The following is a 26,563-nucleotide window of genomic DNA, read 5'->3' as shown; positions in this document are numbered from 1 at the left end:
TCATCCCGCCTGCGTTGGATGGCGCTCCACCACCCTGCGTTCCAGTTCTCGATGCCGTTTTGACACCGGCCAGCCGCGCTGTGCAAGCAGATTGCCGAGCATCTCGGCCAGTGCGACCGATCGGTGTTGCCCGCCGGTGCACCCAAAGCCGATGGTCAGATGCGCCTTGCCCTCATCCAGCTGTGCAGGAAGCAGGAACAGCACGAGGTCCGACACCCGGCGGAAGAACTCCTCGAACCGTGGATCGGCGCTGATATGGGCGACCACATCCGCATCGCGCCCGTCCTTCTCGCGCAGGCCCGGCACCCAATGCGGGTTCGACAGGAAGCGGCAATCGAAGATCATGTCCACGCCGCGCGGCGCCCCCCGCTTGTAGGAGAAGGACTGGATCTGCACCGACATGGGCGCGGCGGACGCGCGCCCGAACCAGCGCCCGATTTCGGCCTTCAGATCATGGGGGGACATGGCCGTGGTGTCGATCAGCACATCCGCCCGCACCCGCACGGGGGCCAGAAGGTCGATCTCGCTCGCGATCGCCTCTTCGGGGGCCTCGCCCAAGGGGTGGCGGCGGCGGGTCTGGTTGTAGCGGTGCACCAGTTCATCGGTAGAGCAGTCGACATAGACGACATCCAGCGCGGTGTCGGGATTGCGCGTCAGCCGGTCGATCAGTTCGATCAGCGAGGTCGCGTTGAAATCCCGGTTGCGGATATCGAGGCCGAGGGCGATCGGCCCCACCGGCGCGCCTTCCACCAAACGCGGCACGAGGCTGAGCGGCAGGTTGTCGATCACCTCGTAGCCCAGATCCTCCAGCGCGTTGATCGCGGTGGACCGGCCAGCCCCGGACGGGCCCGTCACCAGCACGAGCTGATGGCTTCCCGGCGTTCGCGGCCCTTCTGTTGCAGCATGTTCGGTCACTCGGCCCGCCCCGCCTTCAGATACTGAAGAATTCCCCATGCAAGGTGATCGCCAAACGGACCGAGCACAAGGGGCAAGCGGACCCCGCACACGATGGTATGATGCCGCACCGGCAGACGCTGCGGCTCATCCCGGCCCAGATCGACCGCCAGATGCAGCGGCGCGGGCGCATGGGCCGCGTTCAGGATGCCGATGCCCCGCGCCTCGATCCGCCCGGCCAGCGCGGCGGGCGCATCGGCCAGAAGGGTGCCGTCATCGCAGCGCAGCACCACGCGATCATCGGCGATCAGCACCGCCCCCGCCGCCATCAGCCGCAGCGCCAGCGCCGATTTGCCGCTGCCCGAGGGGCCGAGGATCAGCACCCCCCGCCCATCCACCGCCACGGCCGAGGCATGGACCGTCATGCCGGAAGCACCACGACGAGACGCGCGCCGCCCTCGGCCCGGTTCTCGGCCCAGATCGCGCCGCCATGCGCGGTGACGATCTGCCGCGAGATGGCAAGGCCAAGGCCCGAATGCATCCCGAACTGGCGCTGGGGGCGCTGGCTGTAGAAACGGTCGAACACCCGGGTCAGCGCCTCTTCGGGAATGCCAGGGCCGGCATCCTCCACCACCACGACCGCCGTGCCGTCGCGCGTGGAGAGCGCGACCGCCACCTCGTCGCCGGGCTGACTGAACGAGGCGGCATTGTCGATGAGGTTCACGAAGACCTGCGCCAGCCGGTCCTCCAGCCCCGTCAGCCGCACCGGGACGGTGGGCAGCCGCGCCGTCAGCGCCACGCCCCGGTCGGCCATGCGCGGGGCCAGATGCTCGCAGATCTGACCCAGAAGAAGCGTCAGATCCAGCGGCTCCTCCCCCTCCTTCACCAGCTCGCTGTCCAACCGCGAGGCGGCGGAGATGTCGCTGACCAGCCGGTCCAGCCGCCGCACATCCGTTTCGATGATCTCCATCAGCACCGGGCGCTGATCCTCGCGCGCGATGCGCAGCGTCTCCACTGCCGAGCGTAACGAGGCGAGCGGGTTCTTCACCTCATGCGCGACATCGGCCGCGAATTGTTCATTCGCGTCGATCCGGTCGTAGAGCGCCGCCACCATGTCGCGCAGCGCCTCGGAGAGGCGGCCGATCTCGTCGCTGCGATCGGTCATGTCGGGAAAGGAGATGCGCCCCGGCTCGGCCGCGTCCTCGCGGTGGCGGGCGGCCTGCGTCAGATCCCGCAGCGGCCGCCCGATCATCCGCGCCAGCACGAGGCTGGAGCCGACCGCGATCAGCAGCGCCGCCGGAATCGCCCCCCATGGCAGATGCCCCATCGCCGCGACCGCCGCACAGGTCAGCCCCGTCGCGGCCAGATGCAGCGCCAGCATGCGCCACCACAGGCGCGAACATCCCGTCGCGGTGGAGCCCTGAGACGCCATCACGCCTCGTTGTAGCGGTAGCCGATGCCGTAGAGCGTCTCGATCGCGGCGAAGTCGGGGTCCAGATGGCGCAGTTTCTTGCGCAGACGCTTGATGTGGCTGTCGATGGTGCGATCATCGACGAAGACCTGATCCTGATAGGCGGCCTGCATCAACTGCTCGCGCGTCTTCACGAAGCCCGGATGCTGCGCCATCGTCCGCAGCAGCAGGAATTCGGTCATGGTCAGGCCAACATCCTCGCCCTTCCACGTCACGGAATGGCGCAGCGGGTCCATCCGCAGATGCCCCCGCTCCATCATCTGCGCCCCTTCGGCCGCGCCCTCGTCCGAGGTGAGGGCCTTTTGCCGCCGCAGCAGCACCCGCGCCCGTTCCACCAGAAGCCGCTGCGAGAAGGGTTTGCGCACATAATCGTCCGCCCCCATCCGCAGGCCGAGGATCTCGTCGATCTCGTCGTCCTTGGAGGTGAGGAAGATCACCGGAATCGCCGAGAACTGCCGCAGCTTCTGCAAGAGTTCGATCCCGTCGAGGCGCGGCATCTTGATGTCGAGAATCGCGATATCGGGCGGGGTGCGCCGAAACGCCTCCAGCGCGGCATGGCTGTCCGAGAAGGCATCGACGTGAAAGCCCTCCGCCTCCAGCGTGATGGTCAGCGAGGTGAGAATGTTCCTGTCATCATCCACAAGGGCGATCCGTGACATAGATGACCTTTCCAACCTTCGTCCGCAGCGGCGATCCTTGGCTCCTTCTTCCATCTGGCATCTGCCGTGACAACAGAGAATCCAAGACCCCGCCAGCACCCGCCCCCGGTGCGACTGATTGCGCTAACCCCGGATGATTGCGCTAACATACTGTTTTTGCGCTGTTATTTGGAACATACCGCTCCTATGCTCTGATGGCCGCGCCATCGGGGCGCGACGGCAATGAAGGTGCCGATCGCGGCACACTGAGGGGGGAGCATCACCATGACCATCGGACGCGTGAACCGGGAACAGCGGCTGGAGGATCAGGGCATCACCGGTCTTGGCACCGTCCACTACAACCTGACCGAACCTGCGCTGATGGAAGCGGCGGTTGCGCGCGGCGAAGGGCACCTTGGTCAGGGGGGCACGTTCCTCGTCTCCACTGGAGCGTTCACCGGCCGCTCGCCCAAGGACAAGCACATCGTGCGCACGCCCGGCGTCGAAGACAGCGTCTGGTGGGAGAACAACGCCCCGATGGCGCCGGACGCCTTCGAGCGGCTGCATGCCGACATGCTGGCCCATATGAAGGGGCGCGATGTCTTCGTGCAGGACCTCTATGCCGGGGCCGACCCCGCGCACCGGTTGGATGTGCGCGTCGTGACCGAACTTGCGTGGCACGGGCTGTTCATCCGCCATCTGCTGCGCCGCCCCGCGCGTGCGGAACTCGACGGTTTCGTGCCCGAATACACGATCATCAACTGCCCCGTCTTCAAGGCCGATCCCGCGCGCCATGGCTGCCGATCGGACACGGTGATCGCGCTGAACATCGAACAGAAGCTGATCCTGATCGCCAATACCGAATATTCCGGCGAGAACAAGAAATCCGTCTTCACGCTGCTGAACTATCTGCTGCCGGACAAGGGCGTGATGCCGATGCACTGCTCGGCCAATCACGCGGCAGGCGATCCTGCCGATACGGCGGTGTTCTTCGGCCTGTCGGGCACGGGCAAGACCACGCTCTCGGCCGATCCGGCGCGGGTGCTGATCGGCGATGACGAACATGGCTGGTCGGACCGCGGCACCTTCAATTTCGAAGGCGGCTGCTATGCCAAGACCATCAACCTCTCCCCCGAGGCCGAGCCCGAGATCTACGCCACCACCCGCCGCTTCGCGACCGTGATCGAGAACATGGTCCACGATCCGGACACGCTGGAACTGGATTTCGAGGATGACAGCCTGACCGCGAACATGCGCTGCGCCTATCCGCTGGATTACATCTCCAACGCGTCGGATACCGGGCTGGGGGGGCATCCGCGCAATGTCGTCATGCTGACCTGCGATGCCTTCGGGGTGCTGCCGCCCATTGCGCGGCTGACGCCGGCGCAGGCGATGTATCACTTCCTGTCGGGCTTCACCTCCAAGGTGGCGGGGACCGAGCGCGGGGTGACCGAACCCTCGCCCACCTTCTCCACCTGCTTCGGTGCGCCCTTCATGCCGCGCCGCCCCGAAGTCTATGGCAAGCTGCTGCAGGAGCAGATCGCCCGGCATGGGGCCGCCTGCTGGCTGGTGAATACCGGCTGGACGGGGGGCGCCTATGGCACGGGCCGCCGGATGCCGATCAAGGCGACGCGGGCGCTGCTGACGGCGGCGCTGGACGGCACGCTGGATGCGGTGCAGTTCCGCAAGGACCCCAATTTCGGGTTCGAGGTGCCGGTGGATGTGCCGGGCGTCGATGGTGCGCTGCTGGATCCGCGGGGGACATGGGCCGATGGTGCGGCCTATGACGCGCAGGCGCAAAAGCTCGTCACCATGTTCGCCGAGAATTTCGCCCAATACGTCCCGCATATCGATGCGGATGTGAAGGCGGCGGCCATCGGCTGACCGCCCGCGCGGGGCGGCGCGCGCCGCCCCCTACATCAGCGCCTGACGGATCAGGTTCACGCCCGTCAGCACCAACAGCACCTGCGTCCACCAACGGAAACGCTGCTGATCGAGGCTGTCCTGCAACCGGTAGCCCAGCAGCATCCCGAAGAAGGCCGGCACGATCAGCACCGCCGAGAAGAGAAGCCGGTCGCCCGTCATCAGCCCCGTCCCCAGATGCGCGCACAAGAGCGAGACGGCGCCGATCAGGAACACCACCCCCTGCATCCGCATGTTCATCGCCTTGGGGTAATCCATCGCCAAGAGATACAGGATCAGCGGCGGCCCCCAGATGCCCGAGACCCCGCCATAGAGACCCGCCGCCGCACCTAGCCCCCATTGCGCGATGTTCGCCCGCTCGGGCCGGATCGTCAGATGCCGCCCCGACAGCTGAAGCAGGGCATAGGCCGTCAGCGGCACCCCCAAGAGCAGCAGGAACGCGACATGGGGAATATCCTCGGCAAAGGGCGCGGAGACGAAGATGAAGACCACCGTCGCCACGATGAAGCGCCACAGGCCCAGCCCCGCCTCCAGTGCCGGGCGGGGGCCGTCGCGCAGCGTCTGGTGGATGTTCGTGCTCAGGACCGGCAGGATCAGCCCCGCCAGCGCATATTCCGGCGGCAGGAACGTCGAGAAGAGCGAGATCATCACGATCGGCATGGCAAAGCCCACCGCCCCCTTGATGACCCCGGAGGCGAGCGTCACCCCCATCGCGGCCCAGAAGGCCCATTGCGGCAATCCCACGATCTGATCCATGCGGCACCTCCCTGCTGCGCGGATATCCATCCGCCTGTCAGGGCGAAGATGCAAGCCGCAGCAGAAGGTCGATCAGGCGGGCCCGCGCCTCGGGCAGGGGCCGGTCCAAGGCGCGCGTCAGGAAATGCCCCGTCAGGGCGAACCCGTCGCGCCAGCCCTCGGCCCCGCCGCCCTGCCCCAAGAGCGCCTGCGGCAGGGGCAAGAGCCGGTCGGCCCACGCTCCGGCCCCCTGCCGCGACACCGCCCGCCCGGTGCGCGGGCTGACGAAGGCCAGATCGTCGGCGCTGCCCGTCACGGCGCAGCGCGTCAGATCGAGGGCGAAGCCCGTCTCCTCCAGCAGACGCAATTCCCACCCCAGATAGGCCGTGCCCCAATCGGGCGCGCCCAGCGTATCGAGAAGCGGCAGCGTCGCCGCGAACAGCGCGGGATGCGGCGCGCGTTCCGGCAGCGCGAGCCGCAGCATGGCGCAGACGGCGTTCAGCCCGGCCAACGCCAACCGGTCGGACAGGACGTTCCGGCTGCGGATCGGTTCGGCATGAAAGGTGCCCAGCTGATCGTCCAGCCGCGCGCGCCACGCAAGCGCGAGTTGATTGCCCGGCTGCAGCACCGGCGCCATGCGCCGCGCGCCGCCGCCATGCACCAGCCCGGCATGCCGGCCATGGGCCGCCGTGAACACCTCTATGATCGCGGCGCTTTCCCCGTGCCGACGCACGGACAGAAGAACGCCCTCATCCCGCCATTCCATGCGGTATCAAGTATCGGAAAGTCCCGGCGCGTCCAGCAATGTCCGGCCATGGCGATCCTCCACCTCGATCACCCAGAGGTCGGGATCGCCCGCGCGCTGGCGCACGATCAGCGCGTCCATGTCGGATTCGGCCCCTTCGGCCAGCACGATCCATGCCCGTGCGCCCGTCATCAGATCGAAGCTGCGCTGATAGACGCGCGCCTGCCCATCGAGAGTGGCGAGCTTCACCATCACCGCGCCTGCCGTTTCATCCCCGCGGGCGGTGACGAAGGCGGGGATCGCCTCCTGCCGGAGCCGCGCCAGATAGGCGCGGACCCAGAAATCGGCGGTCAGACGGCTCAAGCGTTGCCGTCTTTGAAATCGAGACCCATCTCGGAATAGCGTTCCGGCTCTTCGAGCCAGTTCGGGCGCACCTTCACCTGCAGGAACAGATGCGCCGGACGGCCGAGGAATTCGGTCAGGTCGATCCGGGCCGCCTGTCCGATGGCCTTGATCGTCTCACCCTTGTTGCCGAGCACGATGCCCTTGTGCCCGTCGCGGGCGACATAGACGATCTGGTCGATGCGGGTGGAGCCGTCGGGACGGTCCTCCCATTTCTCGGTCTCCACGGTCAGCTGATAGGGCAGCTCCTCGTGCAGGCGCAGCGTCAGCTTCTCGCGGGTGATCTCGGCCGCGATGACGCGCATCGGCAGGTCGGCGATCTGATCCTCGGGATAGAACCACTCCCCCTCGGGCATCTGGGCGGCCAGCCATTGCTTCAGCCGGTCCACCCCATGCCCCTTCTCGGCCGAGATCATGAACGTCTCCACGAAGGGGAAGGAATCGTTCAACTCCTTGGCAAGGCCCAGAAGCGCCTCGGCCTTCACGCGGTCGATCTTGTTGATGGCCAGCGCCACGCGCACGCCCTGCGGCACCCGGTCCTTCAGCGCGTCGATGATGGCGGCGGCGCCGTCGGTCAGGCCGCGATGCGCCTCCACCAGCAGGACGATCAGATCGGCATCGGCGGCCCCGCCCCATGCGGCGGCGACCATGGCGCGGTCCAGCCGGCGGCGCGGGCGGAACAGGCCGGGCGTGTCGACGAAGACGATCTGCGCCTCGCCCTCCATGGCGACGCCGCGGATGCGGGCGCGCGTCGTCTGCACCTTGTGCGTGACGATGGACACCTTCGCCCCGACCATGCGGTTCAGCAGGGTGGACTTGCCGGCGTTCGGCTCTCCGATCAGGGCAACGAAACCTGCGCGTGTCATCTCAATTCTCCATCCGCGCCAGAAGCGCCTTGGCGGCCGCCTGTTCGGCGGCCCGTTTGGTGCGGGCACGGGCCTGCTCCGTTTCGCCCGAATCCAGTCGGACCTCCACGGTGAAGACCGGTTCATGATCGGGGCCGGACCGTTCCAGTTCGACATAGCGCGGCGGTTGCTGGGAACGAGCCTGCGCCCATTCCTGCAATGCCGTTTTGGGATCGCGGGCGTCGATCTCGGCGGCGGCGATGCGCGCGCCCCAAAGACGCAGGACCATGTCCCGCGCCGCCTCGAACCCGGCATCCATATAGACGGCGGCGATCACCGCCTCCATCGCATCGCCCAGAAGCGCCTCCTTGCGGCGCCCGCCCGACATCATCTCGGACCGGCCCAACTTCAGCGCCTCGCCGACGCCCGTCTCGCGGGCGACATCGGCGCAGGTCTCCTTGCGGACCAGCGCGTTGAAGCGGGGGGCAAGCTGGCCCTCGGCCGCCGTGCGGTCGGCCCGCACCAGCGCATCGGCCATCGCAAGGCCCAGCACCCGGTCGCCCAGAAACTCCAGCCGCTCGTTTGAGGGGCGGGTCGGCGAGGCGATGGACGAATGCGTCAGCGCCCGAACCAGAAGTTCGGGGCGCTGGAATTCATGCCCCAGACGGGACTGGAGCAGGCGGAGATCGGCAGAAATCTTCACTCAACCGCCTTGAAGAAGCGATCCGGACGCCATGTCCAGAAATACAGCAGCGAGCGCCCCGCCGAGGAGAACATGATCCGGTCCGCGCGGCCCACGAGGTATTCGGCCGGAACCATCCCGACCCCGCCCACAGCCTGCGAGAAGCGGCTGTCTTCGGAATTGTCGCGGTTGTCGCCCATGAAGAAGTAATGCCCCTCGGGCACGGTATAGACATCGGTGTTGTCGGCAAAGCCGTTCGGGTCGATGTCCAGCACGTCATGCGTCACGCCGTTGGGCAGCGTCTCGCGCAGGCGGCGCTTTTCGCAGGTGCCGCCCTGACCGACCGGGGAATTGGCGCAGCGCGGCAGGCTGCCCATCGGGCCCTGCGGGGCCAGCGTCTCGTCGAAGGTGCCCGCATCGGCCTGCGGCACTTCCGTGCCGTTGATATAGAGCACACCGCCCCGCACCTGCACCGTATCGCCCGGAAGGCCGATCAGACGCTTGATGAAATCGCTGCCGTTCACCGGATGGCGGAAGACGACCACGTCGCCGCGCTTGGGTTCGGAGGCGAAGATCCGGCCCGAGATCGGGCAGATCGCGAAGGGGCAGGAATAGCGCGAATAGCCATAGGCCATCTTGTTGACGAACAGGAAATCGCCGATCAGCAGCGTGTCCTTCATCGACCCGGAGGGGATCCAGAACGGCTGGAAGAACAGCGTCCGGAACACGGCCGCGATCAGCAGCGCATAGACGATCGTCTTGATCGTCTCCACGATACCGCCCTTTTCCTCGGTCTTCTTCCTGCGTGCGAACATGGATGGCCCCTTGTGATCGCGGGCTTCATGCGCGGGGACCGCGCATAAGTCAAGTTTCGGTGCCGTGAGCGGGGCGCGCCTCGATCACGACGAAGGCCTGCGCCCATGGATGATCGTCGGTCAGCGTGACATGTACGACCGCCTCATGCCCCGGCGGCGTCATCTCGGCCAGCCGCGCGGCGGCCCAGCCCGTCAGATGCATCACCGGCTGACCGGTCGGCAGGTTCGTCACCGCCATGTCCTTCCATGCGATGCCCATCCGCAGCCCAGTGCCGAGCGCCTTGGAGCACGCCTCCTTCGCCGCCCACCGCTTGGCATAGGTGCCCGCCACATCCGCCCGGCGTTCGGCCTTGGCCTGTTCGGTGGGGGTGAAGCAGCGGGTGCGGAAACGGTCGCCGAACCGGGCCAGCGTCCGCTCCACCCGTTCGATATTGGCAAGATCGGTGCCGATGCCGAGGATCATGCCCCGGCCTGCCCCAAGGGCGCGCGGGCAGCATCCATGCGGCGGCGCATCTCCTCGATCGCAGGGCCGAGGCCGCGGAACACCGCCTCGCCGATCAGGAAATGGCCGATGTTCAGTTCCACCACCTGCGGGAAGGCCGCGAGCGCGGCCACCGTGTCATAGCTGATCCCGTGGCCCGCATGCACCTCCAGCCCCAGCTGATGGGCATGGGCGGCGCCGCGGCGCAGCGCCGAGAGTTCCTCGGCGGCCTCATCCTCGCGGCCCTCGGACAGAAGATCGCAGTAGCGGCCGGTATGCAGTTCCACCACCGCCGCCCCGATCCGGGCCGACGCCTCGATCTGAGCCGGTTCGTGGCCGATGAACATGGACACCCGGCTTCCGGCCTCGCGCAGCGGGGCGATGAAATCGGCCAGCCGTGCGGCATCGCCCGCCACATCGAGCCCGCCCTCGGTCGTGCGCTCCTCGCGCTTTTCGGGCACGATGCAGCAGGCATGGGGGCGATGGCGCAGGGCGATGGCCTGCATCTCGGCGGTGGCGGCCATCTCGAAGTTGAGCGGGACCGTCAGGCCGGCCATCAGCGCCTCGATATCGGCGTCGCGGATGTGGCGGCGATCTTCGCGCAGATGGGCGGTGATGCCGTCCGCGCCGGCGGCTTCGGCCAGAAGGGCCGCGCGCAGCGGATCGGGCCATGCGCCGCCGCGGGCGTTGCGCACCGTCGCCACATGGTCGATGTTGACGCCCAGACGCAGCTTCGTCATCCCTTGCCCCCGCTTTTGCGCAATGCCTCGTTTCTGGCGCGAAGGCGCGCGGTGCGCAAGCCGCGATAGGCCCGCACCAGCCACAGCACCCCCGCATAGGCCCCAAGGCCCGCCGGCACCCCGATCAGCGTGCCGCCCAGCAGATAGGGCAGATAGATCTGCCGGAAAAACAGCTTCAGCCCCGCCCAATGCATGTCCGCCGCCGAAAACAGCGCCCAGAGGTTATGGCCGATATCCGACAGCGCCCGCGCGAAGAAACCGATGATCTGCCAGGACGGCAGCCCCTGCCCCACCCCCAGAAGGTGCTGACCGAGCGAAACCGACATGACTGCAAAGAAGGGCAGCGTCAGCGGATTGTTCACGCAGGACGCCACGAGCGCGGCGAAGATGTTGCCCCGGATCAGCCATGCAAGGCCCACCGCGATGACGTAATCATGGAAAAGATAGGGCCCGAAGCAGGCGAAGATCCCGGCAAAGACGCCGCGCGCCACCCGGCGCGGATCGTCGGGCAGGCGGATGACGCGATGCCACAGGTACTGCCCGGCCCGCGCCCAACCCGACCGGGGCCAGACCGTCTGCCGCAGCTTCTGCCAAAACGTGTGCTCCTGCCGTCGCCGGAAGACCATGACCGTCCTTTCGCTCGATCCGGCATAGGATCGCGCGGCGCGGCGCGCAAGCTATTCGCGCGGCTCCTCCCGGACGAGGCGTCGACGTTCGGCCCGTTCCTCGGCCCGACTGGCGCGCAACTTGTGATAGGCCCGCACCAAAGGCAGCGTCAGCCAATAGAAGGCCGCCCCCGCCACGAGGCCCGGAACGATCCCCCCGATCATGTAGGGGAAATAGATCTCGCGGAAGAACATCACCAGCCGGTCCCAATGCATCTGGCGCGGGGTGAAGATGGCGCTGGTGTTCAGCCAAAGCTGGGTGCCGGCCCGCGCGAAGGCATGGCCGATCTCCGGCAGATCGAGGGCGCCGGGCATGCCCAGCATCCAGTGGCCCAGACCGACCGAGGTGATGGCGATGAAGGGCGTCGTCACCGGATTGCCGATGAAGGTGCCCAGCAGCGCCGCAAGGATATTGCCCCGGATCGCCCATGCGATCGCGATCGCCCCAAGGAAATGCAGCCCGAAGAACGGCGTGAAGCTGATGAAGACCCCGGCGGCGAAACCGCGCGCCACCCGTTCGGGCTGATCGGGCAGGCGGCGCATCCGGTGCAAGACGTATCGCACGGCCCGCCGGAAGCCGCCGCGCGGATAGATCAGTTCCCGCGCCCAGCCCGAGAGGCTGCGCGGCGTGCGCCGCTTGAACACGATCGCGACCCTTTCATGGCTTGCGCCCCAGATCGCGCGCTCGAGCGATCTGGGCCACTTGGCTTTCCGCCTCCAGCGCCGTCATCACAAGATGAAGATGTTCGACATCCCGCACCTCAAGATCGACCCGGATGCGGTAGAAGTCCGACTTGCGATCGGTAAACACAAGATCCGAAATATTGGCCATCTGCTCCCCGATCAGGGTGCAGATCCGGCCAAGCGCGCCTGCATCGTTCGACAACGTCAGGTCCAGCCCGACGGTGTGGATCGGGGCATGGCGGCCCGGCTGCCAATGCAGATCGACCCAGCGTTGGGGCTGATCCTCCAGCTCCTCCAGCGCGGGGCAGTCGATGGCGTGGATCACCACGCCCTGCCCGCGATAGGTGATGCCCACGATCCGCTCCCCCGGCAGGGGATGGCAGCAGGGCGCGCGGCGATAGGTCTGATCGGGCGCAAGGCCCACGACCGGGCGCAGCACCACTTCGTCGGTGCCCTGAGCGATCTCGGGATAGAGCGTCTCGACGATCTTGCGGGCCGTGATCTCGGCCGCGCCGACACGGGCCAGAAGGTCCACCTCGTCGGTGGCGGCCAGACGGCGGGCGGCGGTGCGCAGCGCCTTGTCGGTCATCTTGCGGCCGACCTGATCGAAGGCGGCCCGTGTCAGTTCCTGCCCGAGGCGGACGAAGCGGCTCCGGTCCTCTTCGCGCAGGGCGCGGCGGATCGCGGCCTTGGCGCGCCCGGTGGTCACGATGTCGATCCAGCTGGCCTGCGGGCGCTGCCCTTCGGCGGTGATGATCTCCACCGACTGGCCGTTGCGCAGGCGCGTCCAGAGCGGGACGCGAATCCCGTCCACCTTGGCCGACACGCAGGAATTGCCGATCCGCGTATGGATCGCAAAGGCGAAGTCGAGCGGCGTCGCCCCCTTCGGAAGCTGGATCACATCCCCCTTGGGCGTGAAGCAGAACACCTGATCGGTGTACATCTCCAGCTTCACCGTCTCCATGAAGGCGACGTGATCCTCGTCGCCCAGACGTTCGGCGAGGCTGGTGATCCATTTCGCCGGATCGACGGCGAAGGGGTTCTTGACCCGCTTGCCCTCGCGGTAGGCCCAGTGGGCGGCGACCCCGGCCTCGTTCACCTCGTGCATCTGGCGGGTGCGGATCTGCACCTCCACCCGCTTGCCGTCGCGCCCCTGCACCGTGGTGTGGATGGAACGATAGCCGTTCTGCTTGGGCTGGCTGATGTAATCCTTGAACCGGCCCGGCACCGCCTTCCACCGATGATGGATCACCCCGAGGATGCGGTAGCAATCCGCCTCCCCCTCGCAGATGACGCGGAAGCCGTAGATGTCCGACAGACGGGAGAAGGCGAGATCCTTCTCCTGCATCTTGCGCCAGATGGAATAGGGCTTTTTCGCGCGGCCATAGACGGCGGCGTCGATCCCGGCCTTGTCCAACTCGCCGCGGATGTCGGCGGTGATGTCATGCACCATGTCGCCGGTTTCGCGCTGCAGGGTGATGAACCGGCGGATGATGGAATTGCGCGCTTCGGGGTTCAGCACGCGGAAGGCCAGATCCTCCAGCTCTTCGCGCATCCACTGCATGCCCATGCGCCCGGCGAGCGGGGCATAGATCTCCATCGTCTCGCGCGCCTTCTGGGCCTGCTTTTCGGGGCGCATCGACTTGATGGTGCGCATGTTGTGCAGCCGGTCGGCCAGCTTCACCAGAATGACGCGCAGATCGCGCGACATCGCCATGAACAGCTTGCGGAAGTTGTCGGCCTGCTTGGACTGCGCCGACGACAGTTCGAGATTGGTCAGCTTGGTGACACCGTCCACCAGCTCGGCAATCTCGGTGGAGAAGAGCCGTTCCACCTCGGTATAGGTGGATTTGGTATCCTCGATCGTGTCGTGCAGCAGCGCGGTGACGATGGTGGCATCGTCCAGTTGCTGTTCGGTCAGGATCGCGGCCACCGCCACGGGATGGGTGAAATAGGGCTCTCCGGAATGGCGGAACTGCCCGTCATGCATGCGCGCGCCATAGGCGAAGGCGCGCGAGATCAGCCCCACATCCGTGCGCGGATTGTAGTTGCGGACAAGGGCGATCAGATCGTCGAGGTCGATCATCCCTGCCGCATCCTGCCGATCAGTTCTGACCCTGCGCTTCCATAAGGGCGCGCAGCAGTTTTTCTTCGGACATGTCGTCCTGTGCGGGGCGATCCGATTCCGCACCCATCAGGGCAGCCATGCGGTCTTCCTCGGGCTCGTCCACCTCGATCTGGGTCTGATGCGAGGCGATCAGACGCTCGCGCAGATCATCGGCGGGCTGCGTTTCTTCGGCGATCTCGCGCAGGGACACGACGGGGTTCTTGTCGTTGTCGCGGTCCACGGAGATGGGGGAGCCGGTCGCGATCTCACGGGCGCGGTGCGCTGCAAGCATCACGAGCTCGAAACGGTTCGGAACCTTGTCGACGCAGTCTTCGACCGTTACGCGGGCCATCGGTCTCTCCATTCGTGGGGGCGTGGAACGGCCTATCTAAAGAGAATCAGGGGTCTTGACAAGGGCCGCCACATCACAAGGGGCGCAGCGCCGCGCGATCGGCGGAAGGCAGCGCCGCCAGCATCTGCGCCACCGTCCGCCCCGTGACCGGATGGCGCCAGTCCGGCGCGATCTCGGCCCACGGCTCCAGCACGAAGGCGCGGTCCTGCAGGCGTGGATGGGGCAGGATCAAACGGTCCGGCGCCTCGGACCGCTGACGCTCGGGCGCAAGCCCGGCCCAGTGCCGCCATGTCGCGGCATCCGGCAGCAGCCGATCCCCCATCGCCAGCAGATCCAGATCCAGCGTACGCGCGCCCCAGCGGGCGTTCCGCACCCGCCCGGCCGCAGCCTCGATCCCGTGAAGCCGGTGAAGGAACGCGTCGGGCGCCATATCGCCGGGCAGCCGAACCGCCACCACCGCATTCACATAATCGGGCCCGCTCCCCGCCGGAAACGCCGGGGAGCGGTAGCTGCGGCTGCGCGCCGCAACCGGAAGACGGGCGATCGCCTCCTCCAATATGACATCTGGCGCCTGCCCCGTTTCGGTTGAAAGGTTGCTGCCAAGGGCGACGAACGCCGTCTGCTGGAACATGAGTCGTCAACCTCCAGTTGTATTCCCCCCCAATAAGAGCGATGATCATGCAGCCATCGCCCCAAGGAAGGTCCGAATGCCATATCAGCAGGAACGTCTGGCATTGTTCATCGACGGCGCCAACCTCTATGCGACGACCCGTCAGCTTGGCTTCGACATCGACTTCCGCCGCCTGCGCGACACCTTCGCCACGCGCGGCCGCCTCGTGCGCGCCCTCTATTTCACCGCCATTCTGGACAGCGAGGAACATTCCCCGATCCGGCCGCTGGTGGACTGGTTGCAATACAACGGCTTCGTGGTGGCGACGAAACCGGCCCGCGAACATATCGATGCGAACGGCATCCGCCGCGTCAAGGGCAACATGGACGTGGAAATGGCCGTGCTGGCGATGGAGCTCGCGCCCCGGATCGATCATGCGGTGATCTTCTCCGGCGACGGCGATCTGCGCGCGCTGGTCGAAGGGCTGCAGCGGCAGGGCGTGCGGGTCACGGTCGCCTCCTCGATGCAGACGCAGCCGCCCGCCGTGGCCGACGACCTGCGCCGTCAGGCCGACACCTTCCTCGACCTGACCGAACTGCGCCAGTCGGTCATGCGCGAGCCGCGGACGCGGCCGGGGCTGGACCTGCGGGTGCCGGCACCTTAGGTTCGGGGCGGTCGATGTAAGGAACGCCCGCATGTCCCTGCCCCCGCTGATGCTGTACCTCGCCGCCCCGCGCGGCTTCTGCGCCGGTGTCGATCGCGCCATCAAGATCGTGGAAATGGCCCTGCAGAAATGGGGCGCGCCCGTCTATGTTCGCCACGAGATCGTGCACAACAAGTTCGTCGTGGACAGCCTGCGCGCCCAAGGCGCCATCTTCGTCGAGGAACTGGACGAGGTTCCGGGCGACCGGCCGGTGATCTTTTCGGCCCATGGCGTGCCCAAGGCCGTCCCGGCCGAGGCCGCGCGCCGCGAGATGGTCTATGTCGATGCGACCTGCCCCCTCGTCTCCAAGGTCCATATCGAGGCGGAACGCCATCATCAGGACGGCCTGCAGATGGTGATGATCGGCCATGCCGGCCATCCCGAAACGATCGGCACCATGGGCCAGCTTCCCCCCGGCGAGGTGCTGCTGGTGGAAACGGCGGCCGATGTCGCGGGGCTCGAGGTCCGCGATCCCGAACGTCTGGCCTTCATCACGCAGACCACACTGTCGGTCGATGACACCATCGGCATCGTGGAGGCGCTGCGCGCGCGCTTTCCGGCCATCGTCGGGCCGCACAAGGAAGACATCTGCTATGCCACCACCAACCGGCAGATGTCGGTGAAGGCCATCGCGGACCGGATCGACGCGCTGCTGGTGATCGGGGCGCCGAACTCCTCCAACTCGCGCCGTCTGGTAGAGGTGGGCCGCACCGCGGGCTGCGCCTATGCCCAACTGGTGCAGCGCGCCACCGACATCGACTGGCGCGCGCTGGAGGGAATCGCCAGCGTGGGAATCACCGCCGGGGCCTCGGCCCCCGAAGTGCTGGTGAACGAGGTCGTGGACGCCTTCCGCGCCCGGTTCGACACCACGGTGGAACTGGTGGAAACCGCGCAGGAACATGTGGAATTCAAGGTCCCCCGCGTCTTGCGGGAACCCGTGCGACACACCATTTGACATCCGTCGCCGCCGGTGAAACGCTGCGTGGCAACGGAGGAGTAAGACGCATGATTTCCCTGATCGCCACGATGTCCGTCCTTGCCGGTCTGGCGCTTGCGCTGCGGCCGGAACCTGCGCGGGTGCGCGTCGCGGCCAAGGCGCGCCGCTGACCGCTTGCGCGGCGGTCCCGGCTGGGATAGCCCGCGATCATGCCTGATCTTTATGCCTATACGGACGGCGCATGCAGCGGAAATCCCGGCCCCGGCGGCTGGGGTGTGCTCATGCTTGCCAAGGACGGCGATGCCGTCGTGAAGGAACGCACCCTGCAAGGGGGCGAGCCGCTGACCACCAACAACCGGATGGAGCTTCTGGCCGCGATCTCGGCGCTGGAGGCGCTGACGCGCGACAGCACGATCATCATCGTGACCGATTCGGCCTATGTGAAGAATGGCGTGACCAGCTGGATCCACGGCTGGAAGCGCAACGGCTGGAAAACGGCGGATCGCAAGCCGGTGAAGAACGCCGATCTGTGGCAGCGCCTTGATCTGGCGCAGGTTCGCCACAAGGTGGAATGGCGCTGGATCAAGGGCCATGCCGGCCATGCCGAAAATGAACGCGCGGACGAATTGGCCCGCGCCGGGATGGCCCCGTTCAAGAAAAAGCCCGCCCCCTGACGGGACGGGCCTTCGGGATCAGGACAAGAGGCCCCAGATCTCGTTCAGGCACAGCACGACGAACAGGGCCGCCGCAATTCCCAGAAGCCCGTTCGACAGCCAGCCGCTGCGCCATTCCTTCGGCACCCGCGACGAGTTCAAGAGCCAGATCAGCGTCAGCGCAAGGAAGGGCATGAAGAACGCCCCGAGCGCCCCATAGAGCACGACCAGCGCGAAGGGACGGCCGAAGGCCAGCAGCACCATCGGCGGAATCGTCAGCCAGAAGATGAAGAAGCGGAAGGCCGGGGTACGGTCCAGCCCCTCGCGGGTGTCGGCCACCTCGCCCTTGACGTGGTTGCGCCAGAAATCGGCAAAGAGCAGCGACACCCCGTGCCAGACGCCGAGGATCGAGGACAGCGCCGTGGCGCAGAACCCGATCAGGAACAGCTTGGAGACGATCGGACCGAAGCGGTCGCGCAGAACCTCGTCCAGATCCAGAAGGCCCCGATCCCCCGAGGACAGCGCGATCTGCGCCGAATAGAGCATCTCCGCCCCGATCACGAGCATCGCGATCACGAAGATCCCCGTCACGGCATAGGACACGCGGTTGTCGAGCCGCATGACCCCCATCCAAGCCGGGCTGCGCCAGCCTTTGGCGTTTACCCAATAGCCATAGGCGGCCATGGTGATGGTGCCCCCCACGCCGCCGATCAGGCCCAGCGTGTAGATCGTCGCCCCCGGCGGAACGGTCGGGATCAGGCCGGTCAGCGCCGCGCCCACATCCGGCACCACCAGAAGCGCCACACCCACCACGATCAGGAACATCAGCCCGATCAGCACTTTCATCGTGCTCTCGAACACTTCGTATTTGTTGGCCCAGACGAAGCCTGCGCAGACGAGGCCCGAGATGATCGCCCAACCCCACAGCGGCAGGAACGGGAACAGCGCCGCCAGCGGCAGGGCCGTCGCGCTCATGGCCGTGGCGCCGTAGACGAAGCCCCAGATCAGGATGTAGATGCCGAAATACCAACTGGTCCACCGACCGAGCGAGCGCCAGCCGTCCAGCATCGTCGTTCCGGTGGCGAGGTGATACCGCGCCGCCCCTTCGGCCAGCGCGATCTTCACGATGCAGCCGATCACCGCCGCCCAGAGCAGGGCATATCCGAAGCGCGATCCCGCGATCAGCGTCGCGACGAGATCGCCCGCCCCCACGCCCGTCGCGGCCGCGACGATCCCCGGCCCGATCAGTTTCCAATGCCCGGTGCGCGGCGGCATGCCTGCGTCCCGCGGCTTCGAATGGTCGTTCATGTCAGCCATAGGCTCCCTCCAGCACCGCGCATACCGTCGCGGATACCGGTCCGGGACGCGCCTCCTCCGGTCGGCCCCAAACGGGGCGTTCCGTCATGCTTTCGTGATAACGGCCCCAGAACCCGAGTCCAGCCGTTTCGGCAGGGTCAGCCCGCGCAGCAGATCTTCGGCACCGACCGGGCGCTTGCCTTCGCGCTGGGCCAGCGTGATGGTGACGGCCCCTTGGCCGCAGGCGATGGTGAACCCCTCCAGCACCTCGCCGGGCGCGCCTTGGCCGTCGGCAAGGCGGCTGTGCAGCAGCTTCACGCGCTCCCCCTCCACGAGGCACCATGCGCCGGGGAACGGCGAGAGGCCGCGGATCTGGCGATCCACCTCGACGGCCGGGCGGGTCCAGTCGATCCCCGCCTCCGCCTTGTCGATCTTGGCGGCATAGGTCACGCCCGCGTCGGGCTGCGGCACGGCGGCCAGATCGCCCTCCAGCGCCGCCACGATCCCCGCCGCGCCCATGGCGGCCAGCCGGTCATGCACGGTGGCGGTCGTATCCTCGGGGCCGATGGGCGTCGCCTCGCAGGCGATGACCGGCCCGGTATCGAGCCCGGCCTCCATGCGCATGATGCAGATGCCGGTTTCCGCATCCCCGGCCAGAATCGCCCGGTGGATCGGCGCCGCCCCCCGCCAGCGCGGCAAAAGCGAGGCGTGGATGTTCAGACAGCCAAGGCGCGGCGCATCGAGGATCGGCTGCGGCAGGATCAGCCCATAGGCCGCCACCACCGCCACATCCGCCCCGAGGGCGGCGAACTCGGCCTGATCCTCGGCCGAACGCAGGCGCGCCGGGTGGCGCACCGTCAGCCCCAGTTCCAGCGCGCGGCGATGGACGGGGCCGGGGCGTTCCTTCTTGCCGCGGCCCGCGGGGCGCGGCGGCTGGGTATAGACGCAGACCACCTCATGGGCGGCGTGCAGCGCCTCCAACGCCGGGACCGAGAAATCGGGCGTGCCCATGAAGACGACGCGCATCCTACCGCCGCCCCCGCTTTTGCGCCCGCGCGATCAGCATCTTGCGCTTCAGCGGCGAGAGATGGTCGAAATACATCCGCCCGTTCAGATGGTCGATCTGGTGCTGCACCGAGGTCGCCCAGAGATGGACGAAATCCCGCTCCTCCACCGCGCCCTCCACGTTCACAAAGCGCACCGTCACGGCACGGGGGCGCGAGATGGCGGCATGCACCCCCGGCAGGTTCGGGCTCGCCTCCTCATGCTCGCGCGGCTGAACGGAGGCGTGCAGTATCTCGGGGTTGGCCATCAGCACGGCCTGCCCCCGCTCTTCGGAGCAATCGACCACGGCCAGCCGCAGCATCACGCCGATCTGCGGCCCGGCAAGGCCATAGCCGGGCATGGCGTCCATCGTCTCCACCATGTCGCGCCAGATCGCGCGCACCTCGTCCGTGACGGCCTCCACCGGCGCGGCGGGGCTGCGCAGACGCGGATCGGGCCATGACAGGAAGGGACGGATCATGCCTTCTCCCGCGCGCGGTCGCGTTTCAGCTTCTGCATCTTGCGGGTGATCATCTGGCGTTTCAGCGGCCCGATATGGTCGATGAACAGCTTGCCGTCGAGATGGTCGATCTCGTGCTGCACGCAGGTCGCCCAGAGGTCCGCGAACTCCTCTTCATGCTCGGCCCCATCGAGGCCCAGCCAGCGCACGCGCACCCGTGCCGGGCGCTCCACCTCGGCATATTGCTCGGGGATGGACAGGCACCCTTCCTCATAGGTGCTGCGATCCTCCGAGGACCACAGGATCTCGGGGTTGATCAGCACCATGGGCCGAGGCTCGGCCTCCGGGTCCTTGGTGCAGTCCATCGTCAGGATCCGCAGCATCACCCCGATCTGCGGGCCGGCGAGGCCGACGCCGGGCGCGTCGTACATCGTCTCCAGCATGTCGCGGGCCAGATCGCGGATATCGTCCGTCACCGCCGCCACCGGCGGGCAGACCTTCTTCAGACGCGGGTCGGGATGGATCAGAATGGGGCGTATCATGTCCCTGATCTAGGCCAAGCGCGTTGCCGCCGCAATCCTTCCGCTCTAAGCTCGCCGCATTCCAGGAGGCCTCCCCATGAGCTTTGACGAACAGATCGACCGCATCGGCACCCATTCGGTGAAATGGGACATGATGGACACGCTGTATGACGTACCCGAAGGCCGGGGGCTTCCGATGTGGGTGGCCGATATGGAATTCCGCCCCCCCACCACCGTTCAGGCCGAGCTGGAGGCGATGACCGCGCATGGCATCTACGGCTATTTCGGCGATGACCGCGCCTATCTCGATGCGATCTGCTGGTGGATGCGCACGCGCCACGGCTGGGAGGTGCAGCGCGAGGCGATCTTCACCACGCATGGGCTGGTGAACGGCACCGCGCTGTGCGTCGATGCCTTCACGCAGCCGGGCGACGGCGTCGTGCTGATGACGCCCGTCTATCACGCCTTCGCGCGGGTGATCCGGGCGGCGGGGCGGCAGGTCGTCGAATGTCCGCTGGCGCTGTCGGGCGGGCGCTATGTGCTGGATCTGGAGGCGTGGGAGGCGCGGATGACCGGGGCGGAGCGGATGCTGATCCTCTGCTCGCCGCACAATCCCGGGGGCCGCGTCTGGACCGCCGAGGAACTGCGCGCCATCGCCGATTTCTGCCGCCGCCACGATCTGATCCTCGTCTCGGACGAGATTCACCACGACCTCGTGCATCCCGGTCAGCGCCATGTCCCGATGCCGATCGCCGCGCCGGACATCGCGGACCGGCTGGTGATGATGACCTCCGCCAGCAAGACCTTCAACATCGCGGGCGGCCATACCGGCAACGTCATCATCCACGATGAGGCGTTGCGCGCGCGGTTCGCGGCGCGTGTCGCCGCGCTCGGCATTTCGCCCAACAGCTTCGGGCTGCGCATGGCCACGGCCGCCTATACCCCCGAAGGCGCGGCATGGGTCGATGCGCTGATGCACTATCTGGACGAGAACCGCCGCCTGTTCGATGCCGCGATCAACGCGATCCCGGGCCTTACCTCCATGCCGCTGGAGGCGACCTATCTGGCATGGGTCGATTTCTCCGGCACCGGCATGACCCAAGAGGAAATCCTGGCCCGCGTCGAGGGGCAGGCCGGAATCGCCGCCAATCACGGCCCCAGCTTCGGCACCGGCGGCGAGACGTTCCTGCGTTTCAACATCGCCATGCCGCGCGCGATGATCGAAGAGGCCTGCACCCGTCTGGGCGAGGCCTTCGCCGATCTTCAATAGGCGGGCAGGAAACCCGCCACAGGTTCGGCCGTGCGTTCGAAATCCACGGGCGGGCCGTCGCAGATGGGCTGGAAGGATTTGAACTCGCAGACCAGCTCATCCCCGTCGATCACCGAGGCGACGATCAGGCAGTGCCCGATATGCCGCGGCCCGTCGAACAGATCGACCACGCCGCGCAGATGGGTCAGGCGCGCCGCCTCGATCGACAGGCCCCTGTCCCACAGCCGCGTCAGGGGGAACACATCCGGGCCCAGCTGGATGTGCAGCCGCGATCCGCGCCGGCGCTTTCGGATGGCAGCCTGACGCATTTCTTCGCGCAGATCATCGGGCAGGTATTCCAGCATGACGGCCTCCATCGCTCATGTCACAAGTGTCGTTCATGCCGGCGGAAAATCAAGTGAGTCGGCGAAGACGCGCGCATGGGGGAACGACATGACGGATTGGGGCATCTGCATCACGGCCATGGCGCCGATCGACCAGATGCGCGCCTTCGTTGCGCATCACCTCGGGCTGGGCGCGGCCCATATCTGGTTGCATCTGGACGATCCCGAAGATGCCGCCGCCGAGGCGCTGGCCGGGCTGGACCGCGTCAGCACCATCCGCTGCGATGCCGATTGGTGGGGGCCGAAACGCCCCGGACGCCACCAGAACCGCCAGACGTGGAACATGCAGCGGCTTTATGCCGCGGCCCCGCTGCCATGGATCGCGCATCTGGATGTGGACGAGTTCATCCACCCCGCTCGCCCCGTATCCGAGGTGCTGGACGCCGCGGACACGGTCCTCGTGCGGATGCGCCCATGGGAGGCGCTGCACGATGCGGACCTGCCGCCCGACATCTTCACCGCCCGCCAGTTCCGCGCGCCGCTGCGCCGCGCCGCCGAGCGGGACCGCCATTTGGGCGACTGGGCCGAGGCGCTGCCCAGCGGCGCGCTAAGCCATGCCGTCGGCAAGTCCTTCTTCCGCACCGGCGTGCCGGGGCTGGAGCCGCGCCTGCATGGCGGCTTTCTGAACAAGGACAGGATCGACGGCATCCCCTTCACGGACGCCCTGCCGCTTTTGCATTTCCACGCCGAGGACCGGGCGGCATGGCTCGCACGGCTGCCCTTCCGCCTGACGCGCGGGGCCTATCGCAACAACCTCGTGCTGGCGGATGTGCTGACCCACGCGACCGAGGCCGAGCGGGCCGCCTTCTACGACGCCGTCATGAATCCGCCCCCGCCCGCCCGCGCCGCGCTGGCGGCGGACGGTCTGCTGATCGAAGCAGAGCTCGATCTGGCGCGCAAGGCGGCCCGGCTCTAACCGCGCGCCTTGCGGATCGCGCGGTCCAGCGCGTCGAGAAAGCGCGAGCGGTCGGCCTTGGAAAAGGCCCGCCCGCCGCCCTGCCGGAACGGATCGGCGGACCGCAGATCCGCCATCAGATCGCGCGTCGCCAGCACGTTGCCGATATTGGCGGTGGTCAGCGCCTCGCCGTTCGGGCGCAGCACGGCGGCCCCCGCCTCCACGCAGCGGGCGGCCAGCGGGATGTCGTTCGTCACCACGACATCGCCCGCGCCTGCATGATCGGCGATCCACTTATCCGCCTCGTCGGGGCCGGAGGCGACGAACACGCTTTCGATCAGCGGATGGGCCGACGGGCGGATCCCGCCATTGGACACCATGAGCACCCGCACCCCGTGCCGCAGGGCCACACGCTCCACCTCGGCCTTCACCGGGCAGGCATCGGCATCGACATAGACCTCAGTCATAGAGCGCCCGGCTGTGGAAGGTCACATGCTCCTCCATGAAGGTGGAGATGAAGAAATAGCTGTGATCGTAGCCGCGCTGCATACGGAACGCCCCCTCCTGCCGCCGAGCGGCCATGGCTTCGGCCAAGGCCTCGGGGCGCAGCAGATCGAGGAACTGATCCGAACTGCCCTGATCCACCAGAACCGGCCCGTCGAAGCCGCGCTTGCGCATCAAAAGCGTCGCATCATGCGCCGCCCATGCGCTTTCGTCCGGGCCGAGATAGGCCGCGAACTGCTTGCGCCCCCATTCCGAGGCCGTGGGATGCGCAATCGGCGCAAAGGCCGAGACGGAGCGGAACCGGCCCGGAATGCTCATGGCGATGGTCAGCGCGCCGTGCCCGCCCATCGAATGGCCGCTGATCGCCTGCCGCCCCTCATCCAAGGGAAAGGCCTTGAACAGCGCCTCGGGCAGTTCGGTCGTCACATAGTCCCACATGCGGAAATGCGGCACCCACGGGGCCTGCGCCGCATTCACATAAAAGCCCGCGCCCTGCCCCAGATCATAGGCCGCGTCATCGGCCACGTCCGCCCCGCGCGGCGAGGTGTCGGGAAAGACGAGGGCGATCCCCTCGGCGGCGGCCCATTGCTGCGCACCGGCCTTCACCATCGCATTTTCATGGGTGCAGGTCAGGCCGGACAGGAACCACAGGACGGGCACCGGGCCTTCCTCCGCCTCGGCCGGCAGGAACAGGCCGAAGGTCATGTCGCAGCCGGTGGTCCGGGCGGCGTGGGAATAGACCCCCTGCACGCCGCCAAAGGCACGGTTCTCGGCCAGCGTCTTCATCGTCATCCTCCGTCCGCATGGTGAAATGGACGCGCCTCGGCGCATCGCGGGCAAGGTTCCACGCGGCGGCGGCGGATGCAAGGCGGGGGCGCCGCCCTAATCGGGCAGCACCTCCACGCGGCGGTTGCGGGCGCGGCCGGCTTCGGTGGCGTCGGTGTCGCGCGGGGCCAGGCCGCCGACCCCGTCGGCCCGAAGCCGCTCCGCCGCGATCCCCTGCGTAATCAGCCAATCGCGCACCGCCTCCGCCCGGCTGCGCGACAAGGCGAGGTTCGCCGCCGCATCGCCGCTGCGATCGGTATGCCCCACCAGCATGACGCGCGCCTGCGGCGTTCGGCGCAGCCAATCGAGCAGCGGTTCCAGCGCCGGTTGCGCGCCCTGAAGCGCGGATTCGCCGCTGGCGAAATCCAGCCCCTCCAGCACGACGGCCTGCGCGCCAAAGCCCGCCTGCGGCAAGGGCGTGGGCGCATCGGGCGTGACCTCGGTGCGCTGCACGAACGCCTCCACCCCCGAACGGCTGACCGTCACCGCCAGCCGCGCCGCACCGCGCTGGGCCGAGATGAAGCGGAAATCGCCCAGATCGACATGCATCTCCGGCTCGGGGAACAGATCGAGCGCATAGCGGAAATCATAGCCGCCGCAGCGATCGGTGTCGCAATCGAGCAGGATCTCCCACCCGTCGGCCACGATCGCCGCGCGGATCGGTTGCAGGATCGACAGCGTGGTGAACCCCTCGGGCGGGGTCATCTGCCATGCGCTGCGCAGCACCGCGCCTTCGGCCACCGGCGGGGGGGCGCCCTCTTCGGTCCATGGGGCGGTGGGAATGGCGGTGCTGCCGGGATCGGCCGCCTCCTCGCGCGTCAGGGTGGCGGGGCCGGGAAAGGGCGGGGTGAAGGCGGAGGCCGGGGCGGCGGCAAGGCCGAGGCACAGGCACAGATACAGACGGCGGATCACCGAGGCGCCCGGCGGTAATGATAACGTCCGACCTCCGCCATGCCGAGCGCGGCATAGAGCGCGCGGGCCGGGGCATTGTCCGCCGAGACGACGAGGCCCAGCCGCGCCGCGCCCCGATCCGCCGCCCACTGCGCGGCCCCTTGGACGAGGCGGCGGGCAAGGCCGCGGCGACGCTGCTGGGGCGCGACCTCCAGCGCATGCAGCACGGCCAGATCGCCGTTCACAGCGGCAAAGACCGCACCGCCCTCGCAGGCGATGATCGTGCGGGGGCAGCCGCAGCGCGCCATGACCGCAAGCCGCGGCGCGGTGATCCGCCCCGAAGCCGCCCACATCGCCACCGCATCCGGCCCGGGCGGCCATTCGGCCCGAACCGCCGCCGGGGCCGCGAGATCCGCCACTGGTGCCAGATAGAGCGTGACCTCATCCTCCTGTCCATAGCCTGCAGCGACAAGCGCGCGGTCCAGCGCCTCCTCGCCCTCGCGGACCATCACGAAGGGGGGCGGCGCGCCGTCATAGGGCCCTTCGAGCGTCGCGGCCGACACCCGGCCACCCCCGCCCGCCCCATCGCGCAGCACCCACGGCCCCTGCCGCCACTGCCGGGCGGGGGGCCATGTCGGCTCCATCTCGGCCAGAAGTGCGCGTGTCATCCCGGAAAAAGATCGGCCAGCCGTGCCATCGCCGCATTCACACGCGCCGCATCCGTGCCGCGGATCACGAGGTTGGTGCCCACCGCCCCGTTCAGAACGAAGGGATAGCTGCCCATCGACAGGTCCGGGAACTCGGCCGCGAGCGCGCCGAAGGGCGCGGCGATGTCGCCCTCCCCCCGCTCCACCCGCAGGGTCTGCGACAGAAGCGGCGCCCCCTTGGCCAGCGGCGCCAGCACCCCCGCCAGCATCGCCTGAAACACGTCCGGCACCCCGGCCATGACATGCACATTCCCCAGCGTGAAGCCCGGCGCGATGGATACCGGGTTGTCGATCAGCACCGCCGTGTCCGGGATGCGGGCCATGCGCTTGCGGCTGTCGTTGAACTCGCGCCCCGTGCGTTCGTAATGCGCGCCCAAGAGCGCGGCCGCATCGGCCCGCACGTCGATCGGCACACCGAACGCCGCGGCCACGGCATCGGCGGTGATGTCGTCATGGGTCGGCCCGATCCCGCCCGAGGTGAAGACGTGATCATGCGCGCCCCGCAGCGCATTGACCGCCGCGACGATGCCCTCGTGATCGTCCGCGATGAAGCGCACCTCGCGCAGGTCGATCCCCACCAAGGTCAGCTCGTTCGCCAGATGGTGGGCGTTGCTGTCCCGGGTGCGACCCGAAAGGATCTCGTCCCCGATGACGATCATGGCGGCGGTGGGATTGGGCATGGCAT

The 26,563-nt window shown here is 67.7% G+C and carries 32 protein-coding genes and 1 pseudogene; 6 read left to right on the top strand and 27 right to left on the bottom strand.

The genetic code is table 11. The features are described from left to right. The 4 genes and pseudogenes from rapZ to GR316_RS09850 all read right to left on the bottom strand — a co-directional run bounded on the left by rapZ (position 1) and on the right by GR316_RS09850 (position 3,024). A complete protein-coding gene (gene rapZ, locus GR316_RS09865; RefSeq protein ID WP_249218762.1) occupies positions 1 to 915 on the bottom strand; it encodes an RNase adapter RapZ in 915 nt (304 codons plus the stop codon). Beyond that, complete coding sequence (locus GR316_RS09860) at positions 912 to 1,319, bottom strand: HPr kinase/phosphorylase (RefSeq protein ID WP_211783754.1); 408 nt, start codon at positions 1,317 to 1,319, stop codon at positions 912 to 914. The genes rapZ and GR316_RS09860 overlap by 4 nt, the downstream gene beginning before the upstream one ends. Continuing rightward, positions 1,316 to 2,188 (bottom strand): annotated as a pseudogene (locus GR316_RS09855) (sensor histidine kinase); the annotation flags it as partial. The pseudogene GR316_RS09855 and the gene GR316_RS09860, both read right to left, overlap by 4 nt. A 137-nt stretch (positions 2,189 to 2,325) precedes the next feature. Beyond that, on the bottom strand, positions 2,326 to 3,024 hold the full coding sequence (locus GR316_RS09850; protein WP_211783752.1) for a response regulator transcription factor: 699 nt from the start codon (positions 3,022 to 3,024) through the stop codon (positions 2,326 to 2,328). 264 nt (positions 3,025 to 3,288) lie between these two features. Between GR316_RS09850 and GR316_RS09845 the strand changes: the two genes are divergently transcribed. Beyond that, positions 3,289 to 4,887, top strand: coding sequence for a phosphoenolpyruvate carboxykinase (locus GR316_RS09845; protein ID WP_211783751.1), 1,599 nt, complete (start codon positions 3,289 to 3,291; stop codon positions 4,885 to 4,887). A gap of 30 nt (positions 4,888 to 4,917) precedes the next feature. Here the strand turns inward: GR316_RS09845 and GR316_RS09840 are convergent, their stop codons facing one another. The 13 genes from GR316_RS09840 to folK all read right to left on the bottom strand — a co-directional run bounded on the left by GR316_RS09840 (position 4,918) and on the right by folK (position 14,810). Further along, entirely contained in the window at positions 4,918 to 5,682 is a 765-nt protein-coding gene (locus tag GR316_RS09840; RefSeq protein ID WP_211783750.1) for a sulfite exporter TauE/SafE family protein, read from the bottom strand. Positions 5,683 to 5,719: 37 nt separating this feature from the next. Next, entirely contained in the window at positions 5,720 to 6,427 is a 708-nt protein-coding gene (gene recO, locus GR316_RS09835) for a DNA repair protein RecO (protein ID WP_211783749.1), read from the bottom strand. A gap of 6 nt (positions 6,428 to 6,433) precedes the next feature. After that, on the bottom strand, positions 6,434 to 6,769 hold the full coding sequence (locus GR316_RS09830; RefSeq protein WP_211783748.1) for a DUF1491 family protein: 336 nt from the start codon (positions 6,767 to 6,769) through the stop codon (positions 6,434 to 6,436). Further along, a complete protein-coding gene (gene era, locus GR316_RS09825) occupies positions 6,766 to 7,674 on the bottom strand; it encodes a GTPase Era (protein ID WP_211783747.1) in 909 nt (302 codons plus the stop codon). Before era ends, GR316_RS09830 begins: the two co-directional genes overlap by 4 nt. A 1-nt stretch (position 7,675) precedes the next feature. Further along, complete coding sequence (rnc, locus tag GR316_RS09820) at positions 7,676 to 8,356, bottom strand: ribonuclease III (RefSeq protein WP_211783746.1); 681 nt, start codon at positions 8,354 to 8,356, stop codon at positions 7,676 to 7,678. Next, positions 8,353 to 9,150 carry a signal peptidase I gene (gene lepB / locus GR316_RS09815; RefSeq protein ID WP_211783745.1) on the bottom strand — a complete coding sequence of 266 codons (798 nt, stop codon included), beginning with the start codon at positions 9,148 to 9,150 and terminating at the stop codon, positions 8,353 to 8,355. The genes rnc and lepB overlap by 4 nt, the downstream gene beginning before the upstream one ends. A gap of 49 nt (positions 9,151 to 9,199) precedes the next feature. Further along, positions 9,200 to 9,613 carry a holo-ACP synthase gene (gene acpS, locus GR316_RS09810; RefSeq protein WP_211783744.1) on the bottom strand — a complete coding sequence of 138 codons (414 nt, stop codon included), beginning with the start codon at positions 9,611 to 9,613 and terminating at the stop codon, positions 9,200 to 9,202. Further along, positions 9,610 to 10,371, bottom strand: a complete 762-nt coding sequence (locus GR316_RS09805) for a pyridoxine 5'-phosphate synthase (RefSeq protein WP_211783743.1) — start codon at positions 10,369 to 10,371, stop codon at positions 9,610 to 9,612. The genes acpS and GR316_RS09805 overlap by 4 nt, the downstream gene beginning before the upstream one ends. Then, positions 10,368 to 10,997 carry a DUF2062 domain-containing protein gene (locus GR316_RS09800; protein ID WP_211783742.1) on the bottom strand — a complete coding sequence of 210 codons (630 nt, stop codon included), beginning with the start codon at positions 10,995 to 10,997 and terminating at the stop codon, positions 10,368 to 10,370. The genes GR316_RS09805 and GR316_RS09800 overlap by 4 nt, the downstream gene beginning before the upstream one ends. Positions 10,998 to 11,048: 51 nt before the next feature. Continuing rightward, a complete protein-coding gene (locus GR316_RS09795) occupies positions 11,049 to 11,681 on the bottom strand; it encodes a DUF2062 domain-containing protein (RefSeq protein WP_313796467.1) in 633 nt (210 codons plus the stop codon). Between the two features lie 13 nt (positions 11,682 to 11,694). Beyond that, positions 11,695 to 13,806 (bottom strand): RelA/SpoT family protein, encoded by a 2,112-nt coding sequence (locus GR316_RS09790; RefSeq protein WP_211783741.1) that lies wholly within the window; start codon positions 13,804 to 13,806, stop codon positions 11,695 to 11,697. Positions 13,807 to 13,825: 19 nt separating this feature from the next. Next, on the bottom strand, positions 13,826 to 14,179 hold the full coding sequence (rpoZ, locus tag GR316_RS09785) for a DNA-directed RNA polymerase subunit omega (protein ID WP_211783740.1): 354 nt from the start codon (positions 14,177 to 14,179) through the stop codon (positions 13,826 to 13,828). A 73-nt stretch (positions 14,180 to 14,252) separates the two neighbouring features. Further along, positions 14,253 to 14,810, bottom strand: coding sequence for a 2-amino-4-hydroxy-6-hydroxymethyldihydropteridine diphosphokinase (gene folK / locus GR316_RS09780; protein WP_211783739.1), 558 nt, complete (start codon positions 14,808 to 14,810; stop codon positions 14,253 to 14,255). 76 nt (positions 14,811 to 14,886) lie between these two features. Here folK and GR316_RS09775 point away from each other — a divergent pair, with 76 nt between their 5' ends. The 3 genes from GR316_RS09775 to rnhA all read left to right on the top strand — a co-directional run bounded on the left by GR316_RS09775 (position 14,887) and on the right by rnhA (position 17,103). Beyond that, entirely contained in the window at positions 14,887 to 15,453 is a 567-nt protein-coding gene (locus GR316_RS09775; RefSeq protein WP_211783738.1) for a LabA-like NYN domain-containing protein, read from the top strand. 31 nt (positions 15,454 to 15,484) lie between these two features. Then, complete coding sequence (ispH, locus tag GR316_RS09770; RefSeq protein WP_211783737.1) at positions 15,485 to 16,447, top strand: 4-hydroxy-3-methylbut-2-enyl diphosphate reductase; 963 nt, start codon at positions 15,485 to 15,487, stop codon at positions 16,445 to 16,447. A 191-nt stretch (positions 16,448 to 16,638) separates the two neighbouring features. After that, on the top strand, positions 16,639 to 17,103 hold the full coding sequence (gene rnhA / locus GR316_RS09765; RefSeq protein WP_211783736.1) for a ribonuclease HI: 465 nt from the start codon (positions 16,639 to 16,641) through the stop codon (positions 17,101 to 17,103). A gap of 18 nt (positions 17,104 to 17,121) precedes the next feature. On the opposite strand, the gene GR316_RS09760 is transcribed toward rnhA, so the two are convergent. The 4 genes from GR316_RS09760 to def (GR316_RS09745) all read right to left on the bottom strand — a co-directional run bounded on the left by GR316_RS09760 (position 17,122) and on the right by def (GR316_RS09745) (position 20,424). Next, on the bottom strand, positions 17,122 to 18,399 hold the full coding sequence (locus GR316_RS09760) for an Nramp family divalent metal transporter (protein ID WP_249218761.1): 1,278 nt from the start codon (positions 18,397 to 18,399) through the stop codon (positions 17,122 to 17,124). Between the two features lie 84 nt (positions 18,400 to 18,483). Then, on the bottom strand, positions 18,484 to 19,404 hold the full coding sequence (gene fmt / locus GR316_RS09755; protein ID WP_211783735.1) for a methionyl-tRNA formyltransferase: 921 nt from the start codon (positions 19,402 to 19,404) through the stop codon (positions 18,484 to 18,486). Position 19,405: 1 nt separating this feature from the next. Beyond that, positions 19,406 to 19,903 carry a peptide deformylase gene (gene def, locus GR316_RS09750; RefSeq protein WP_211783734.1) on the bottom strand — a complete coding sequence of 166 codons (498 nt, stop codon included), beginning with the start codon at positions 19,901 to 19,903 and terminating at the stop codon, positions 19,406 to 19,408. Further along, positions 19,900 to 20,424 (bottom strand): peptide deformylase, encoded by a 525-nt coding sequence (gene def / locus GR316_RS09745; protein ID WP_211783733.1) that lies wholly within the window; start codon positions 20,422 to 20,424, stop codon positions 19,900 to 19,902. The genes def (GR316_RS09750) and def (GR316_RS09745) overlap by 4 nt, the downstream gene beginning before the upstream one ends. 76 nt (positions 20,425 to 20,500) lie before the next feature. Here def (GR316_RS09745) and GR316_RS09740 point away from each other — a divergent pair, with 76 nt between their 5' ends. Continuing rightward, on the top strand, positions 20,501 to 21,673 hold the full coding sequence (locus GR316_RS09740; RefSeq protein ID WP_211783732.1) for a MalY/PatB family protein: 1,173 nt from the start codon (positions 20,501 to 20,503) through the stop codon (positions 21,671 to 21,673). On the opposite strand, the gene GR316_RS09735 is transcribed toward GR316_RS09740, so the two are convergent. Next, complete coding sequence (locus GR316_RS09735) at positions 21,667 to 22,017, bottom strand: hypothetical protein (protein WP_211783731.1); 351 nt, start codon at positions 22,015 to 22,017, stop codon at positions 21,667 to 21,669. The two genes, GR316_RS09740 and GR316_RS09735, sit on opposite strands and share 7 nt — an antisense overlap. An 88-nt stretch (positions 22,018 to 22,105) precedes the next feature. Between GR316_RS09735 and GR316_RS09730 the strand changes: the two genes are divergently transcribed. Then, entirely contained in the window at positions 22,106 to 22,972 is an 867-nt protein-coding gene (locus GR316_RS09730) for a glycosyltransferase family 2 protein (RefSeq protein ID WP_211783730.1), read from the top strand. Here the strand turns inward: GR316_RS09730 and GR316_RS09725 are convergent. From GR316_RS09725 to GR316_RS09705, 5 genes are all read right to left on the bottom strand, one after another. Then, complete coding sequence (locus GR316_RS09725) at positions 22,969 to 23,418, bottom strand: YaiI/YqxD family protein (protein ID WP_211783729.1); 450 nt, start codon at positions 23,416 to 23,418, stop codon at positions 22,969 to 22,971. The two genes, GR316_RS09730 and GR316_RS09725, sit on opposite strands and share 4 nt — an antisense overlap. Beyond that, a complete protein-coding gene (fghA, locus tag GR316_RS09720) occupies positions 23,411 to 24,241 on the bottom strand; it encodes an S-formylglutathione hydrolase (protein WP_211785184.1) in 831 nt (276 codons plus the stop codon). Before fghA ends, GR316_RS09725 begins: the two co-directional genes overlap by 8 nt. A 96-nt stretch (positions 24,242 to 24,337) precedes the next feature. Next, positions 24,338 to 25,192, bottom strand: a complete 855-nt coding sequence (locus tag GR316_RS09715; protein ID WP_211783728.1) for an OmpA family protein — start codon at positions 25,190 to 25,192, stop codon at positions 24,338 to 24,340. Next, positions 25,189 to 25,839, bottom strand: a complete 651-nt coding sequence (locus GR316_RS09710; RefSeq protein ID WP_211783727.1) for a GNAT family N-acetyltransferase — start codon at positions 25,837 to 25,839, stop codon at positions 25,189 to 25,191. Before GR316_RS09710 ends, GR316_RS09715 begins: the two co-directional genes overlap by 4 nt. Next, positions 25,836 to 26,558, bottom strand: coding sequence for a competence/damage-inducible protein A (locus tag GR316_RS09705; RefSeq protein WP_211783726.1), 723 nt, complete (start codon positions 26,556 to 26,558; stop codon positions 25,836 to 25,838). The genes GR316_RS09710 and GR316_RS09705 overlap by 4 nt, the downstream gene beginning before the upstream one ends. Between the last annotated feature and the right edge of the window lie 5 nt (positions 26,559 to 26,563).

Origin of the sequence: Falsirhodobacter algicola (assembly GCF_018279165.1) — a bacterium.
Taxonomy (GTDB): Bacteria; Pseudomonadota; Alphaproteobacteria; order Rhodobacterales; family Rhodobacteraceae; genus Falsirhodobacter; species Falsirhodobacter algicola.
This window is presented reverse-complemented; position numbering and strand designations above follow the sequence as displayed.